Origin of the sequence: Paraburkholderia sp. EG286B, assembly GCF_040965655.1 — a bacterium.
Classification (GTDB): domain Bacteria; phylum Pseudomonadota; class Gammaproteobacteria; order Burkholderiales; family Burkholderiaceae; genus Paraburkholderia.
Window position 1 is genome coordinate 191,069 of record NZ_JBFRCF010000007.1, and the last position, 16,571, is coordinate 207,639.

The 16,571-nt window shown below is 65.0% G+C and carries 12 protein-coding genes; 7 read left to right on the top strand and 5 right to left on the bottom strand.

The annotated features are described in order from the left end of the window. Positions 1 to 15 precede the first annotated feature (15 nt). The 4 genes from AB4Y42_RS17455 to AB4Y42_RS17470 form a co-directional block, all read right to left on the bottom strand. Positions 16 to 987, bottom strand: coding sequence for a lipase family protein (locus AB4Y42_RS17455; RefSeq protein ID WP_368694833.1), 972 nt, complete (start codon positions 985 to 987; stop codon positions 16 to 18). Between the two features lie 68 nt (positions 988 to 1,055). Next, a complete protein-coding gene (locus AB4Y42_RS17460; RefSeq protein ID WP_368694834.1) occupies positions 1,056 to 1,835 on the bottom strand; it encodes a phosphoribosyltransferase in 780 nt (259 codons plus the stop codon). A gap of 136 nt (positions 1,836 to 1,971) precedes the next feature. Then, positions 1,972 to 3,087: a patatin-like phospholipase family protein gene (locus tag AB4Y42_RS17465; protein WP_368694835.1), complete on the bottom strand. Its 1,116-nt coding sequence runs from the start codon at positions 3,085 to 3,087 to the stop codon at positions 1,972 to 1,974. Positions 3,088 to 3,162: 75 nt separating this feature from the next. Then, positions 3,163 to 3,726 (bottom strand): TetR/AcrR family transcriptional regulator, encoded by a 564-nt coding sequence (locus tag AB4Y42_RS17470; RefSeq protein WP_368694836.1) that lies wholly within the window; start codon positions 3,724 to 3,726, stop codon positions 3,163 to 3,165. Positions 3,727 to 3,787: 61 nt separating this feature from the next. Between AB4Y42_RS17470 and AB4Y42_RS17475 the strand changes: the two genes are divergently transcribed. Further along, positions 3,788 to 4,240 carry a DUF4188 domain-containing protein gene (locus AB4Y42_RS17475; RefSeq protein ID WP_368694837.1) on the top strand — a complete coding sequence of 151 codons (453 nt, stop codon included), beginning with the start codon at positions 3,788 to 3,790 and terminating at the stop codon, positions 4,238 to 4,240. Between the two features lie 13 nt (positions 4,241 to 4,253). On the opposite strand, the gene AB4Y42_RS17480 is transcribed toward AB4Y42_RS17475, so the two are convergent. Then, entirely contained in the window at positions 4,254 to 6,266 is a 2,013-nt protein-coding gene (locus AB4Y42_RS17480; RefSeq protein ID WP_368694838.1) for an esterase/lipase family protein, read from the bottom strand. A gap of 274 nt (positions 6,267 to 6,540) precedes the next feature. Between AB4Y42_RS17480 and AB4Y42_RS17485 the strand changes: the two genes are divergently transcribed. The 6 genes from AB4Y42_RS17485 (at position 6,541) to bcsB (AB4Y42_RS17510) (ending at position 16,563) form a co-directional block, all read left to right on the top strand. After that, positions 6,541 to 8,157 carry an MFS transporter gene (locus AB4Y42_RS17485; RefSeq protein ID WP_368694839.1) on the top strand — a complete coding sequence of 539 codons (1,617 nt, stop codon included), beginning with the start codon at positions 6,541 to 6,543 and terminating at the stop codon, positions 8,155 to 8,157. Positions 8,158 to 8,611: 454 nt separating this feature from the next. Beyond that, positions 8,612 to 9,040: a cellulose synthase gene (locus tag AB4Y42_RS17490; RefSeq protein WP_368694840.1), complete on the top strand. Its 429-nt coding sequence runs from the start codon at positions 8,612 to 8,614 to the stop codon at positions 9,038 to 9,040. 96 nt (positions 9,041 to 9,136) lie between these two features. Then, positions 9,137 to 9,586 carry a BcsR/BcsP family cellulose biosynthesis protein gene (gene bcsR, locus AB4Y42_RS17495; RefSeq protein ID WP_368687929.1) on the top strand — a complete coding sequence of 150 codons (450 nt, stop codon included), beginning with the start codon at positions 9,137 to 9,139 and terminating at the stop codon, positions 9,584 to 9,586. Continuing rightward, positions 9,583 to 11,829, top strand: a complete 2,247-nt coding sequence (bcsA, locus tag AB4Y42_RS17500) for a UDP-forming cellulose synthase catalytic subunit (RefSeq protein WP_368694841.1) — start codon at positions 9,583 to 9,585, stop codon at positions 11,827 to 11,829. The genes bcsR and bcsA overlap by 4 nt, the downstream gene beginning before the upstream one ends. Continuing rightward, positions 11,826 to 14,192, top strand: a complete 2,367-nt coding sequence (gene bcsB / locus AB4Y42_RS17505; RefSeq protein WP_368694842.1) for a cellulose biosynthesis cyclic di-GMP-binding regulatory protein BcsB — start codon at positions 11,826 to 11,828, stop codon at positions 14,190 to 14,192. Before bcsA ends, bcsB (AB4Y42_RS17505) begins: the two co-directional genes overlap by 4 nt. A 40-nt stretch (positions 14,193 to 14,232) precedes the next feature. Continuing rightward, positions 14,233 to 16,563: a cellulose biosynthesis cyclic di-GMP-binding regulatory protein BcsB gene (bcsB, locus tag AB4Y42_RS17510; protein ID WP_368694843.1), complete on the top strand. Its 2,331-nt coding sequence runs from the start codon at positions 14,233 to 14,235 to the stop codon at positions 16,561 to 16,563. The last annotated feature ends 8 nt before the right edge of the window (positions 16,564 to 16,571 follow it).

Below are 16,571 nucleotides of genomic sequence, written 5' to 3' on the forward strand. Positions count from 1 at the left end.
CGGCGACGTGTCGTTTCACGGAACCAGACTTCTCACGTAGTTGATGGGTGCGTGATCCGCGAGGTCACGCACCATGACGTCACCGATGCGCCAGGCGTATTGGAGCAGATAGTCCTCCCGGGCGGCGGCGCGGTCTGCCTGCACGAATGCGTCGTCCGCATGCGGTGCCAGTTTGCCTTCGCGCGTGATGTAGTTCGACGCTCCCGTGTGAACGTATCCGCCAATGGGCGGCGGCAAATCGGTGACGAGATCGCAGCAGTCGACATAGCGCCTGATGCCGACAGGGGCAAGCGTGGCGACGAACGCCGCGTCGCCTACGCGTGGCGAACCGAACGTCACGAGGGCGTTTGGCGTGCATAGGCTGGCAAAGAGCGTCGCGATGGCCGCACCGAGGCTATGGCCTGTCAAGATGAGTTGTTTTCTCGTCGGCGCGGTCTCGTTCAACCAGTTGCCGACTGCTTCGTGCAAGCCGCGGGCGGCACGTGCAAATCCAGCATGAACCTGGCCGGCGCTTTCGGTCCAGGCGGTCAAGCTGCCTTCGAGGTCGATTGCGATATCGGCGAGCGATTGCGGTTCCGTTCCCCGGAAGGCGAGGACGGCGAGGCCATCGGAGCGCCTCACTGCGCCGAAGCCGTGCGTGTCGTCGTCGGCATTGTTGAAGGGAACCGCGCCTTCGAAACCCACCAGCGCGAGCGCCTGTTCGAGCCGCTGGAGTTCGGCGCCGCCATTCTCGTAGCGTATGTAGGCAAGCCGCGCGAACTCCGCACACAGTCCGTCGATATCGTAGTTGCCGCCCGCGGTGAATACCGTCGGCCTGAGTTGCGGTGAGTTGAGCGCGTCGCGCGACGGGTCGTAGGGGACAGGCATTTTCACCTCCGTCTTCACGTACTGTATCGCGAACCAGTCTCTCATCGAGAATACGAGGTATTGAAGGTCGTCCTTCAAGCCGTTCGGCACGAGATAGTCGCAGTGCGCCGATGTACGCACAAGCTTCCGTTTGCTTACAACGTGCCTGGTACCCGTACTCGCCGAGGTGCCGAGTGCAGAGTCAATCGCTAATCAGAAGCGCTGATCCTGTACCGCTTGCTGTTGATCGTTTTATATATGATGGAAAACGGAAATGCTTTAAGCAAGACTTCTATCAGAGATTCGTTGTTGCAATAAATCTCCTCTGGTCCAACGGACTCGATGGTTTTCAAGAGCGAGTGGTGATCGCCCGCGAATTCCAGGCGGCAATCCACCTTCCATTCCCGTTTCAGGTTCAACGGATAGGCGGAATCGTCGATGGCCAATGTCTTTTTATAGCCTTGATCTTCCAGCAGCGCCGCTTCCGTCTTCACGAAATCATCGAGGCACTGACGGCTGGTGACATACCGCTCCCATGGCAATACTGCGCGCACAGAAGAACAGTCTTTGTAGTGGTCTGCCGCCGTTCTGCTATCGACGTGGTGCACCAGTGTCAGCACTCTGATCAAAGACGCGTCCTTAACAAACGAAAGCAGATACTCGTAGCAGTTGGCCAGCGTATATCCAACGCCGGCAACATCGTCCACCAGCAGGATTCTCTTGCCCTCCTTGACGCAGGCATCGACAAGATCAAACACTTTCTCGTTGTTGATTTCAGCCTTGGCTTCCCGACGATCGTAGTGTACGAAGTCGACGTGCAGGCCCAACATCTGCGAAAGCATCAGGGCCGGTATGGCACCTCCGCGCAAGATGCCGAGTATCAAACCGATGTTTTCCTGAACCAGCTGCTCTCTTTTGGACAGGCAAAACGTTTCTATGTCGTCGTAGCCATAGAAGTAGACAGGAAGGCGGGCAAATTCTGTGTTCACCTGGTTTCGCTCCGTTCACCTATAGCGATAGCGGCAACGCAAGATGTCGCGCTGCATTGCGGTTTCGACGTCGATATATTCGAACGGCATTGATCTGCTCCCTCGAGGCGAGCCGGGCCAGCGTACTCGCCCCTTACTACGTGTGTGATCCGCTGATCTGCTTGAGCGTCGGATCGAGCAGCGCATCCTTGACGTCGAGCGAAGACGCTTGCCCGAGATTCGCGTAGTTTTTTTTGAGCCACGCGTCTGCCACCTCGCGTCCACGGTCGAACAGCGTTTTGAGCAGCGACCAGGACGTGCTGCTCTTGGAGACGAAGCCGAACTGCGCGAGAAAAGCGTCGTCGCGAATCAGGTGAAACCGGACGGTCTTGAAGCGGCTTTGGCTCGCGGCTTCCTCGCCCACCGAATCGAGCACGCGGTTGACCGCTTCGATCGCGTTGATCTCCAGCACGACGGAAGCGTTGAAACCGATTTCGTTGAGCCGGTCCAGAATGCCGCGCGCATTTTTCGGCGGCATGTCGTGGCGCACGAACGGATTCACGAGGATCAGGATCAGGTCCTGGGCATGGGCGATCAACGGCGCCAAAGGCGGATTGCCCAGATAGCCGCCGTCCCAGTACGGCACGCCGTGGAGGTTCACGGTGCGGAATTCATTTGGCAGACATGCGGATGCGCGCAGCACATCGACTGAAATCTTGGGCTGCGTAAAGATGGTGCGTTCGTTGGTTCGTACGTTGGTCGCGCAAACGAAGACCTGCGGGCTCCCGTTCTTCGCGTTGAGCGCGGAGAGATCCGCTTCCGGGAGCGCGGAGCGGATCACCGGGCCGAGCGGATCGCGATAGAAGGGATTGTTGTAAGGCGAAGCGACGAGTCCCACGATCTCCGAGAAGATGGCGCCAGGACTCCAGTCGATATTCCAGCCGCCGAACGGCCCCGGCTCGGAAAAGCCGAAGAGCGCATTGCCGGCCTGCTCCCCGGCGTGCGACACCGCTTCCCAGAAGGTGCGCAGTTTCTCGCGCGCTTTCGTGGCTCCCCCGCTGGCCAGGCCCGCCGCGCAGAGTGTCGCGTTGATTCCGCCCGCGCTCGCGCCGCTGATCGCCTCGACACTGAACGGCGTGCCCTGCGATGTCGATTCCAGCAATCGATCGAGCACGCCCCACGTAAAAGCGCCGTGTGAGCCGCCGCCTTGCAGGGCAAGCGCGACCTTGGGGCCGGACTGTTGCCCGCCGCTCGTGGATTCGTCTGTCGCCATGGCTCCTCTCTCGTCGTCGTCGCGTTGCCGGCAATCGTACGCGCGAGAGGGAATGCGCGTGCTGCGAATGCCGCCTCAGGAACCGGTGAGCGAGGGCGGCGCGGCCTTGAGCGCGTGGGTGATCAGCGCGATCGCCGCACGCTCACCGGCCGGATCGGCCGGAATTCTTCCGTCGAGCGCCAGCGTGGCCAGACCGTGAACCAGCCCCCAGCAGGCGAGTACTCCCGCCTCGACGCAATGCGGCGCCAGCGCCGCCACGTTGCGTGCCATCAGCGTATAAGCGCCCCGGCAATCCTCATGGGGCAGGGCGAGTCCTGCGCCGTCCGCGAACATGAGCCGGAACAGGGCCGGATGCGCGCGGGCGAAGCCAACGTAGGCCACGCCCTGCGCCTCGAGGGCTGCGCGCGCGTCGTCCGCCTCGTTGGCGCGCGCGGCGCCTGTCTCCAGCATGGCGAAGCCCTTGAGCGCGACGGCGCCCATCAGCCCCGCCTTGTCCTCGAAATGGCGATAGGGCGCCATCGCCGAAACGCCGGCCGCCCGCGCCACCGCACGCAGGCTGACGTCGCTTTCGCCCTGTTCGAGCAAGGCCAGCGCGCAATCGACCAGACGGTCACGGAGGGTCAAATTCGAATCGCTCATTGGTTGTTTACACTGTAATCATTCCGGACTATGCTTACAGCGTAAACAACCGGGAGCCATCATGCAAGCCACCGTCACCCGAAAGTCCGTCGACCTCAGCGCCTATCCGAATCTTGTGGTCATCCTCCTGGGTTTCCGCGTACGCCGGCTGCGGGGGCTCGCGACCTTGTTCGGCATCGGCAAAGGCTTGCGGCAAATCGATTCGAATCCGCCGGAGGGATTGCTCTCCAGCGAGCAGTTCCTGTTCGCCCTCAACCATGTCGGCATCCGCCAGTATTGGCGCGACCTCGAAAGCCTCGAAGCGTTTACCCGCAGCGCGCCGCATTCTCGCTGGTGGGGCGAGTTCCTGCGCGACAGCGGCGGCGCGGGCTTCTGGCATGAGAGCTATAGCCGGCAGGGAATGGAAGCGGTGTATATCGACATGCCCGCCCCCGTGGGCTTCGATCGCTTCGCGCCGGCACGCCAGCCGACGGGACCTTTTATGACCGCGCGAAAGCGCATGGCGGCGGACTAGACCAGAGCGCCGTTCACTGCGTCTCATGTACCGCCGCGCGCCTGCCGCAAGCGCCTTCGTGTGCGCCCTGGTTATCGAACACCTCGATATCCTCGTGCAGAATGCGCCGGATTTCGAAAATCGCCTCGGGTGTTTCCTGAACGCTGTGTCCCGCGACGATCACCTTTTCGGAGAGCGCGCCGTCGAGGTGCGCGCTGCGATAGGGGACGACCCCGTCATCGGAATCTTCGAGCGGGCCTGTCTCGCGGCGCCGCGCAATGATCGAGTGAAAGCACACATCGGGGCTGATCGGTAGTCGTGAGATCGACTGGATGATGGGATCGGTCTCCCGCAACTGCTCGATGCTGTTGGGAACCATGATGGTCTTTCCCGCCCGCTGGGTGCTATCCGCGTTGGTGGCGCTCTGCAGCATCTCGTCGATTTCCTTGAGCAGCGCAAGCGGCAAGCGTACCAGGTTCGCGACCCAGCGAGACAGGCGATTGCTCGCGAACGGCGTGCCGCGGTGTGGCGTGGCGATGAAGATCGCGCGCTCGACCTGTGGCATCGGCGTAAAACGCAGCAGACGATCGAGCCGCTCATCCTCGCGCACGATGTCGACCCCTTCGGGCAGGTACTTGTTCTGGATGGTTACCCACAGAACATCGTCGGAGGACGACACGAGCAAGCGCGCGAGCACGCCGCCCATGCTGTGCCCGATCAGCACCATGCCGTTCGAAGCCGGCAGCTTGCCTGCGGGATCGAAATGCGCGAGTGTGAGTTGCACCGCCTGCCGAATTCTCGCGAGGTTGATGAGAATGGGCACGTTGGTCGGGTAATAGACCTGCCAGACCTGGAAGTGCTGGCGCAGCATTTCGTCGCCCTGAATGTCGTTGGCGACGTTGACCCATGCCTCGGGGCTGCTGGCCAGGCCGTGCAGCATCAGAGCGATGCGCCGGTCCGGATCGAACGGTTGCATCATGTAAATGCGCGGACGATCGATGCCCCTCGTGCGGCCGAGCAGCGAACGCAAGGACTGCCTGGCAAAGCCGGAGCGGGCAAGCCAGATGCCGTAGCCCGCACTGAAGTTGGCCGCGAGCGGCACGGTCTCGCCATTGATCTCCACGCTCTCTACGCGAAACGGATCGTAGGCGGAGAACACCACGTCGTGCGAAGCGAGCAGCTGCTCGAGCGTGCCATTGCCAAACAGCAGCAGTGCGGTGACGTTCGGCGAAGGCATTTCATTGAACGGACGCGAGCCGGGTGCGAACCAGAAGGTTGCGCCTGCGTTCGCGTTCGCATCGTCTTCAGCCGTTGTCGTTGCGCTGTGAGTCGTAGCGCTATTTGCGTCGGGCTGGGCGGGCTGTGTGACCGCAACCAGATCCGCACCGAGGCCGTCACGGCGATAGGTACTGTGGAGTCCCGCGAACGACAGTCCCGAGGCGGGAATGACTTCGCTGAGTTCGCGCACGCCCTCGGGCAGCCGGACCTCCCTCAGGTCGATATGAATGGTCCAGCCTGCGATGAACTGATTTGCCGGATCGCGATGGCCGGTGGTCGTTTCAGCGGTGCCGCGCAGAAACAGCGCGCCGGCCAGCTCCTGGACCGCATAGTTGTAGTAGTCGCGAACCTGCGTCTGGCGGTCCTCGAAGGCCCGTTCGCCAGCCGTGCGCTGGCCGAGGAACAGAAACGCGTACGCGTATCGCGCTGTCTTGAGCCACGAATCGAATTGCGCGTCGGTCCAGGGGGTGCCGGCAGGCGGCGTTTGCTCGAGCGCCATCTGGAGCGATAACTCGGCGAGGCAGGCAAGGCGCTGTCCGGTACTGAGTCCGCCGACGGTTGCGATCGTATCGATACACGCTTGCGGCGCGCTCTGGCACGAACTTTCGTCGAGGGCCGCGACCCGCAAGGTGGCCTGTGTCGCCGCGCTCAACTGGCCGGTCGAGAGAATATCTCCGCGACGCATGGCAAAGTACTGCTGCGGGCCGAGCGAGTTCACGCGCACCATCGCGCAGCCGCAGAGCAGCGCGGCAGCGAGGAGGGCCGACACATTGGCCAACACATGGGCTAACGGCGGGCAACGCGGCATGCGTGATGGGTAAGGGCGCGTCATGAAGGATCCAGGCCATTCGCGCGGTCACGCACGAGCGTGTGGCGAAATGGGGGACGGCGCAGCGCGGTGGCCGGCAGACCGATGTATACCAGCCTGATCTGGATCGCGTCCGCACGGTGATCCGCGGCCGGCGCCTATGCGCTCTCCCGGGTTGACTCGCGCCGCTGGCATCAACAGACTCTAGTCATCATCGATCCACACGGGAGCGAACTTGGCCAACCCGGATCTTGTTGAAAGCGGGCCAAAGGGCGCGCATGTCGTCGCCGCGCAGGCGAGCCCGTGCGACGAGCTCGTGATCCGCACGCAGCCCGCCTCAGTCGACCGTCCGTGCCGGCGCAAGCGTCTCGCGCTCGCGGCGACGATCCTGGGGTCGAGCATGGCGTTCATCGACGGCTCGGTCGTCAACGTCGCACTGCCGTCCATTCAGAGCGAACTCCGTGCGAGCGTCGCGGCGATGCAATGGGTCGTCAACGCGTATCTGTTGTTTCTCGGCTCGCTCGTGCTGGTCGGCGGATCGATGGGGGACAAGCTTGGCCGCCGCACGGTGTTCATCGCTGGCATCGCGCTGTTCACGCTGGCGTCGGCGGCTTGCGGCCTCGCGCCGAATGCGGCTGCGCTGATCGCCGCGCGCGCGGTCCAAGGCATCGGCGCGGCGCTGCTCGTACCCAGCAGCCTCGCGATCATCGGCGCGGTGTTCGACGACGCAGCGCGTGGGCGGGCGATCGGCACCTGGGCGGGCGTCGGCGCGATCACGTCGGCGGTGGGGCCCGTGGCGGGCGGCTGGCTCGTCGATGCATTTTCCTGGCGCGCGATCTTCTTCCTCAACGTCCCGCTCGCCGCGCTCACGATCGCGCTCGCCGTTTCATCGGTGCCCAACAGCCACAGGCTCGATGCACCCGGGCAGCTCGACTGGCCCGGCGCGCTGGCCGCGGCGGCAGGACTCGCCGGTCTGACTTTCGGGCTGACCCAGGCGTCGGCGCGAGGCTTCCAGCATCCGTTCGTGCTGGTTGCAATCGGCGCCGGCGTGCTCGTGCTCGCCGCGTTCGTGATGATCGAAGCACGCAGCGCCAATCCCATGATGCCGCTCGATGTGTTCCGTTCGCGCGACTTCACCGGCGCGAACCTCGTCACACTGCTGCTTTACTTCGGGCTCGGCGGCGCATTCTTCTTCCTGCCGTTCACGCTGATCCGCGCGCATGGTTTTACCGCGACCGAAGCGGGCGCGGCGCTGTTGCCGGTGCCCGTCATCATCGGTTTGCTGTCGCGCTTCACCGGTGGACTGACGAGCCGCTTCGGCTCGCGAGCGCTGTTGACCATTGGCCCGGGCGTCGCCGGACTCGGGTTCACGCTATTGGCGTTGCCGTTCGTGCGCGGCAGCTACTGGAGCGGATTCTTCCCGGCGCTCGCGGTGCTCGGCCTCGGCATGACGATCACCGTCGCGCCGCTTACCACGACCGTGATGGGCGCGGTGTCGAGCGAGCGCACCGGCGTCGCGTCCGGCATCAACAACGCCGTTGCGCGCGTGGCGAGCCTGCTGGCGGTAGCGGTGCTCGGCATCGTGTTCGTGTGGTCGCATCACGCAGCGCTGGCGGCGCGCCTCGAAGCATTGCACGTGACGGTGGACGTACGCCAGATCGGCCAGTTGCTGGAGCCGGACGCGCAAGGCGGGCTCGCACCGGACGGCGCCGGCACGCCGCACGCAAGACTGGTGGCGCGTGCGGAAGCGGAGGCCATGCTCGACGCGCTGCGTGCCGTCGCCGTTGTGTCCGCCGCGTGCGCGTTCGCTGGAGCGGCTATCGCGGCGGCAGCCATTCAGCCGCGCAAATGAATTGCAAACGTTTGCACCTGATTGAATTCGCGGAAATGACACTTCAACGTGAATATTTAGCGAATCCAGGTGAATTGATAAATGCGCGGCGAAATTTCCCGGTCAAAATGAATACGACCGAATTCGTATTTCGTATTCGGGGAAGCCGGGCGTGTGGGCTAATGAATGTAATGGGGCGTTAAATTGGCGTGCCGCTTTTTTATGCGCAAACGTTGTCGTTTTTGATTTGTCGCGAACGCGTGACAATTTGAGTGCTGCAGGCAAATTAAATAATAAACACTGCGAAAATAATACGTATAATCCGCCGCGCGCGTCAGTTGATCCACCGTCCTTCCGGAATCACCCACCAGGATCGCCTGCGCTTAACGCCGGTCACCGTTCGAATGGTGATCATGGCCGCTTCTGCAAATTCTGTTGACCCTGTGCGCTTTCTTTCCGGGCGCATGAATAGGTGATGAATTCCATGCCAGCACCGCAATGGCGTCCGTTCCTGTCGTTTCTCACGCAGGAGTTGACGCAGAACCTGACGCCCAGGTTTTTGACCCAGCTTATGCGTGCTGCGGGCGGCCAGTTCGCGCATCAATATGCACTGGGTGAGGCGGCCACCGTGGCCGCGATGCGGGACGCCATGAATCAGGTGTGGAGCGAGCTGGATTGGGGCCAGGTCGAGATACGCGAGGCACAGGACTGGCTGGTGCTCACGCATTACCACGCGCCGCTCAAGGCCGTATTCGGCGCGGAGAACGTGGCGTGGGCCGGGGCGTTCCTCGAAGGGGCCTATGAAGCGTGGATGCATCAGTTGGGCGCCGATACGCAGTTGCGCATGACCACGGCGTGTCCTGCCGACGCATCGGGCACGATGGCTTTCCTGTTTGGTAAGTAGAGGTCGGCAGGTCGGCAGTTCAGTAAAAAAACACAGAACGTGCTGCGCGCATGACGCGCCTTGATGGACAGCACAACGAATATACGGGGTCGGGGCATGAGCAGTGCATCGGACATTGCGAATCTTTTCGAGGTAGCGGACGCAAGCCCATCGCAGTACCGGGAAGTGGAAAGGGCGGAGCAGTCGCAAGGCCTGCGTGGGCGCTGGTCCACGCTGAACGCGGCGGAGCCGGACCCCGTTGCGCCCGCGCCTGTCGCGTCGGCGCAGGGCGACGCCGCTGATCCGGCCGATATCCTCGTTACGGCTGATACGCTCGATGCGCCCGCCACGACCGATGTGTCACCCGACCCGGTTAGCGCCACGCCTGCTGCCGCCGCGTCCGAACCTCCGCCGGCTGAGCAGGCCGCAGCCGAAGCGCCCGTCGCTCAACCCTTGCCCGAGCCTGTCGTCGCTGTGCAGCAGTCTGCCGCGCTGAGCAGTGTGTTTGCACGCCTCATGGAACGCAACGAGCCTCGCGGCGATGTTGCGCAGCGTGGCGCGCCATGATCCTCAAACCGAAATCGATGCGGCCGCAACGACAAGCGGCCGGTGCCGGGCAAAGCGACGATGCCGGAGACTGGGACGACACACTGCTGCAAGCGGGTGCGTCGCTGCTCGCGTCGCGCTGGTCACGCGTGCTCGTGACGCTGGCGGCCGTGCTGTTGTTCACGTCGGCCATGACGGTCCATCTGGCGGTGTCGAAGCAGTGGCTGTTCGCGATCCTGTGCATGGGCGTCGCGATCGCGCTGAGTCGCATTCGCGGCCGCGTCCTCACCGTGTCGCTGGTGACGTTGTCGGTGTTCATGTCGCTGCGCTACCTGTACTGGCGCGTGACGCAGACCCTGTCCTTCACCAACTCGCTGGACCGGACCTTCGGCTATCTGCTGCTGCTGGCCGAAGGCTACGCGGTGCTCATGCTGCTGTGCAGCTACTTCCAGACGCTCTGGCCGCTGCATCGCCGGCCTGCGCCGCTGCCGGCCGATACGTCGGCCTGGCCCACGGTGGACGTCTACATCCCCACCTACAACGAGCCGCTCGACGTGGTGCGGCAGTCGGTGCTGGCCGCGACGCTGCTCGACTGGCCGGCCGACAAGTTGCGCGTGTATCTGCTCGACGACGGTCGTCGTGACGAGTTCCGGGCCTTCTGCGAGCAGGCCGGCGTGGACTATCTGACGCGCCCCGACAATACGCACGCCAAGGCGGGCAATCTCAACGCGGCGCTGGCGAAGACGAGCGGCGAGTACATCGCCGTGTTCGACTGCGATCACGTCACCACGCGCTCGTTTCTGCAAATCTGCATGGGCTGGTTCCTGAAAGATCCGAAGATGGCCATGGTGCAGACGCCGCACGTGTTCTACTCGCCGGATCCGTTCGAGCGCAACCTCGAAACCTACCGCAAGGTGCCCAATGAGGGCGACCTGTTCTATGGCGTGCTGCAGAACGGCAACGATCTCTGGAATGCCGCGTTTTTCTGCGGTTCCTGCGCGGTGTTGCGGCGCTCTGCGCTCGATGAGGTGGGCGGCGTGGCGACCGAGAGCGTCACGGAAGACGCGCTGACCGCGCTCAAAATGAGCATGAAGGGCTACAACACGGGTTATCTCGCCATTCCGCAGGCGGCGGGCCTCGCGACCGAAAGCCTGGGCCGCCACATCGGTCAGCGGATTCGCTGGGCGCGCGGCATGGCGGAGATCTTCCGCCAGTTCAACCCGCTGCTGATTTCGGGGCTGACGCTGCCGCAGCGGCTGTGCTACCTCAGCGCGATGATGCACTTCTTCTTCGGCTTGCCGCGCATCGTGTTCCTGATCACGCCGATGGCCTATCTGTTCTTCGGCGCACATGTCTTTCACGCGTCGGCGCTGATGGTGTTGGCCTATGCCGTGCCGCATCTCGTGATTTCGAGCATCGGCGCTTCGCGCATTCAGGGCCGCTTCCGCCATTCGTTCTGGAGCGAGGTCTACGAGACGGTGCTCGCGTGGTACGTGATTCTGCCCGCGCTCCAGGCCGTGCTGTTTCCCGGCACGAGAGGCTTCAACGTGACGTCCAAGGGCGGGGTGATCCGGCAGTCCTTCCTCGATTGGGCGATGGCGCGGCCCTACATCGGCCTGTTGCTGATCAACCTCGCCGGCTTTGCGGTGGGGGTGGCCGGTCTGATCCGCAGTCCCGGCTGGCCCGAGGCGATGAGCATTTTGTTCAACCTGGTCTGGGTGATCTACAACGTCATGAACCTGAGCGCGGCGGCAGGCGTGGCGTCCGAATCGAAGCAGCTGCGCCTCACGCCGCGCGTGCAGATCGAATTACCGGCCGCAATCCGTCTGGCCGACGGATGTCGCGTCGTCTGCCAGACCAGCGACTATTCGCACGGCGGTCTCGGACTCGTGCTGCCCGAGGACGCGCCGCTGCCGCAGCGCGGCGAGCGCGTCGTGGTCTCGGTGTTCCGCGACGACTACGAGGGCAGGTTCCCCGCCGAGGTCCAGGTGTGCCGCGGCCGCACCGTGGGCGTGAGTTTCCCGGCCCTGACGATCGATCAGGAACGCGACCTGATGCGCGTGACGTTCTCGCGCGCCGACAGCTGGATTGCGTCGTGGGGCCGCTATCGTCGCGACCGGCCGTTGCGCAGCCTGTTCGAGGTGCTCGGCGTCGGCGTGCGCGGCCTGAAGGAGTTGTTCCGGCATCTGCTGATGGGCTCACGCGAGCGTCTCGCACGTTCGGCCGAGGCGCAGGCGGGCGAGTTGGGATCGAAGCAATCGTGAGTCCCGTCCATCTGTTGCCTTGGCGCGCCCTGGCGTGCACGCGCCGGTTGGCGCCGCGGTTGGGCTTGGTGCTCGCCGTGCTCGCGTGCGGCGCCAACGTTGCGCTGGCCGCGAGTGCGCCCGGCGCGCCGGCCGCATCGGCGCCGTCGTTGGCGTCGCAGGCCGTGACGGCCGAAGCGCCTGCATCGGCGCAGCCGCAGGCGGCCACCGACGCCGGCGAAACCTATACCTACCGCATCCCGCTGCTTCGGCAAAATGCGGCGCAAGGGCTGACGCTGCTCGGCGAGGACGCCTATGCCGGCATGGACTTCGGCTTGCGCCGCGACGAGCGCGTGGTCGGCGCGCGGCTCGTGCTCGACTACCGCTATTCGCCCACCTTGCTCCCCGCGCTCTCGCACCTCAACGTGCTGCTCAACAGCGTGGTGGGCGCGACGATTGCATTGCCGGAACCCGCGCCGCGCACATCGACGCAGATGACGGTGGATCTGCCGGTGTCGCTGCTCAGCGAGTTCAATCACCTCAACCTCGAGTTGATTGCCCATAGCAAAGCCAGCGATCAAGGCAACGATCCGCTGAGTCCCGATCTGTGGCTAAAAGCCGGCCCGAACAGCGCGCTCGAACTGACCGTGGCGCCGGCGGCGCGCGCCAGCGACCTGTCGCAACTGCCCGCGCCGTTCGTCGACGCTCGCGACGTGCGCCGCGTGAATTTGCCTGTCGTGCTGCCTCGCGTGCCCGGCGCGCGGCGCCTCGAATCCGCGGGGATCGTGGCTTCGTGGCTGGGCGCGCAGGCGGGCTATCGCGGCTCGCACTTTGCCGCGAGCCTCGGCGCGCTGCCCGCACATGGCCATGCCGTCGTGCTGGCGCTGCGCGACGAATTGCCGGCCCTCGGTCTCGCCTCAATCGCCATCGATGCGCCGACGCTCGCGATCGTGCCCAACCCCAACGACCCCAACGGCCGGCTGCTGCTGGTCGCGGGCCGCGACGAGCCGCAACTGCGCACGGCGGCGCTGGCGCTGGTGCTGGGCGCGAAGACGCTGGCGGGCCCGCAGGTCCGCATCGACGGTCCGGTATCGGCCGCGCCGCGCAAGCCCTTCGACGCACCGAACTGGTTGCCGGGCGACCGCCCGGTCGAACTGGGCGAACTGTTGCCGGCGGACCGCTTCACGATCCAGGGCTTCCGGCCCGGCGCGATCGATGTGGACCTGCGCCTGCCGCCGGGCCTGTTCGGTTTCAACAACGGCGGCGCGGTGCTGAATCTGCGCTATCGCTATACGGCGCGCCCGGAATCGGCGCATTCGGCGCTGAACGTGCTGGCGGGCAACACGCCGATCGCGGCGTTGCCGCTGCCGGGCGACGCATCGGACGGCCATGCCGTGATCCGGATTCCGACGTATCTGCTGCCGCCGTTGACGACGCTGCAATTCGACTATCGCTACGAGGCGGTCAAGACGAAGGACCACTGGCAGGACGTGCCCGGCGGCCCGCTGCTGAGCGCCATCGATCCGACTTCGACGATCGACATTTCGCAGTTGCCGCGTTACACGGCCATGCCGGATCTGGGCGCGTTCGCCAATGCGGGTTTTCCGTTCACGCGCCTCGCCGATCTGTCCGAAACCGCGGTGATCCTGCCCACGCAGCCGGTAGCGGACGACTATTCCGCGTACCTGACGCTGATGGGCAGCATGGGTCAGGCCACCGGTTACCCGGTGCTGGGCGTGACGGTGGGCGATCCGGCCCAAGTCGAAGCGCTGCGGCAAAAGGACTTGCTCGTGCTGGCTTCGGGCGACGACCAGCCGTTGCTCAAGGCGTGGCGCAGCGATCTACCGCGCGGCTTCTTCGCTCCGGCACCGCCGTCCGGCGACGGGCTCGCCGGGTGGTGGGACAAGCTCACTGGCGGCCAGGCGCAAGCCAGGCGCGAGGCCGACATCGCCGCGCTCTATCGCAGCGACGACCACGACGGCATGGTGGCCGGGTTCGAGTCGCCGCTGGCGCATGGCCGCAGCGTGGTGGTCGTAGCGGGCAACACGCCGGGCGGCCTCAGCGCGGTCGCGGACGCGCTGCAAGCCCGCCACTACCGCGTCGACGACGCGATCGGCGGCAGCCTCGTGGTCGTCAACGACGGCATCCTCACCACGCTGAACAAGGACCAGAGCTATTTCATCGGCTCCTTGCCGCTGCGGCTCGCGGTCGAGTGGTTCTTCGCGAGTCACATCGTGCTGCTGCTCGCGGCGACGCTCGTCAGCGTCGTGCTCATCGGTTTGCTCGGCGGCGTACTCCTGCATCGGCGCGCGCTGAGCCGCCTGAATCTGGACATTCTCCAGACATCGCAACGTGAAGAAGGACGACGAGGTTCTCATGTTTAAAAGACGGCCTGCAATTTCCCGGGCACGCCTCGCGCGTTGCATGACCGTACAGCCGGTATTGCGGGCGTTGCCGGCACTGCTGCTCGGCTGCACCCTCGTCTCGACGGCGCACGCCCAGGCTGAGGCGAGCGGCAATGCCGCAAACAATGTGCAGGCGCAGCCCGCTGCGGCTGCTGCTGCGTCGTCAGCGACTGTGACCTGGTCGTTGCGACAACTGGGTGCGCAATACGCGCTCAATCTGCGCGGCGTCGACGGCAGCAATACGCTGCCGGTCGGCGTGCGCGACGATCAGGTCGTGAGCGGTGCGCGCCTGAATCTGCGCTACGCCTATTCGCCGGCGCTGCTGCCCGATCTCTCGCACATCAACGTGCTGGTCAACGACCAGGTGGCGGCCTCGATCGCGGTGCCGAAGGACACGGCCGGCGCGAGCCTGCAGCGCACGATCGCGCTGCCGGCGTATCTGTTCGCCTCGAACAGCAAGTTGCGTCTGCAACTGATCGGCCACTACACCACGCAGTGCGAGGACCCGCTGCATTCGAGCCTGTGGGCCAACATCAGCAACGAAAGCACGCTGAGCATCGACACGCAGCCGCTGCCGCAGGCCAACGATCTGGCGCGCCTGCCCAAGCCGTTCTTCGACGGCCAGGACATCCGCCGGCTGAACCTGCCAGTCGTGTTCGCGGGCAATCCCGATACGGCCGCGCTCGAGGCCGCAGGGGCCGTGTCGTCGTGGTTCGGCGCGCTGGCAAGCTTCCGCGGCGCGGACTTCCCGGTGTCGCTCTCCGCCGTGCCCGCGCAGGGCAACGCGGTCGTCATCGTCGAAGGCACGCAGCAGGCGGCAATCGCGGGGGCGCCGCTGCAAGGTCCGACGCTCGCCATCGTCAGCAACCCGAACGATCCCAACGGCAAGCTGCTGCTCGTCATGGGCCGCGACGGCAAGGAACTCAAGCAGGCGGCCGACGCGCTGGTCACCGGCAGCCAGACGCTGTCGGGCTCGAGCGCGCTCATCACGCATTTCGCCGACCTCGCGCCGCGCAAGCCCTACGACGCCCCGCGCTGGCTGCGCACCGACCGCCCCGTGTCGTTCGGTGAGCTGATCGACACCAAACAGTTGAGTGTGTCGGGCTACAGCCCGGACCTCATCCGCATCAATACGCGCGTGCCGCCCGACCTGTTCGGCTGGCATGCGCCCAACGTGCCGATCGACCTGCACTACCGCTACACGCCGCAGCCTTACATGGTCAATTCGTCGCTGCTGTTCAACGTCAGCGACCAGTTCATGAAGTCGATTCCGCTGCTGCCGCTCGAGCGTCTCGAAGGCGGTGACAAGCTGCGCGCCGAAGTGCTGCCCGACAGCAGCCTGCCGCGTCAGGCGAAACTGGAAGTGCCGCTGGAGTCGCTCCTGCAGCCGAACACGCAGCTGCAGTTCCGCTACATGTACGACTACATCAAGCAGGGCGAGTGCCGCGACATCATCATCGACAACGTGCGCGGCGCGATCGATCCCGAGTCGACGATCGATCTGTCGACCTATCCGCACTACATCGCGATGCCGAACCTGGCCGCGTTCGCCCAGGCGGGCTTCCCGTTCACGCGTATGGCCGACCTGTCCGACACGGACGTCGTGCTCGGCGCGAATGCAGGGACGCAGGAATACAGCACGTATCTGGCCGTGATGGGCCGCATGGGCGACTCGACCGGCTATCCGGCGCGCGGCGTCACCGTGCTGCGCGGCCAGCGCATCGACGCCATGCCCGCGGCGAAGGATCTGCTCGTGATCGCCTCGGGCGCCGATCAGGCGTGGCTCAAGGACTGGGCGCCGTACATGCCCGCGGCGTACGACCACGGTGCGCAGTTCTCGGTTTCGGATCTGCCGGGCCGCGTGCGCGGATGGTTCCACGCCAATCCGCGTCTGGACGCGGCACCGGGGCGCCTGTCGCTCGCCTGGACCGGGCCGGGCGTGAGCGCCGTGCTGGCGGGCTTCGAGTCGCCGAAGGAAAAGGGCCGCAGCGTGGTCATGCTGGTCAGCAATCAACCCGATGGCCTGAAGGATGCGGTCGCGGCGCTCTTGGGCGTGCCGAACTACGACAAGCAGCCCATCCAGGGCAGCCTCGTGTCGATCCGCGGCAATGAAGTCGATGCGCTCGTGGGCGAGCACACGTACTACGTCGGGCATCTGGGCCTGTGGCGCGGCCTCGACTGGTGGCTGGCTTCGTTCGGCGTGTCGCTGGCGTCGCTGCTGAAGGCGTTCGGTGTCGTCGTGCTCGTGCTGCTGGCGGCGGGTGGGTTCGTGGCCTTGCGGCGCCGTCAGGCGCGGCGCGATGCGGAAGCCGAGGCACGGCTGCGCGCAAAGCAGCACGCACAACAATAATCAGGAAG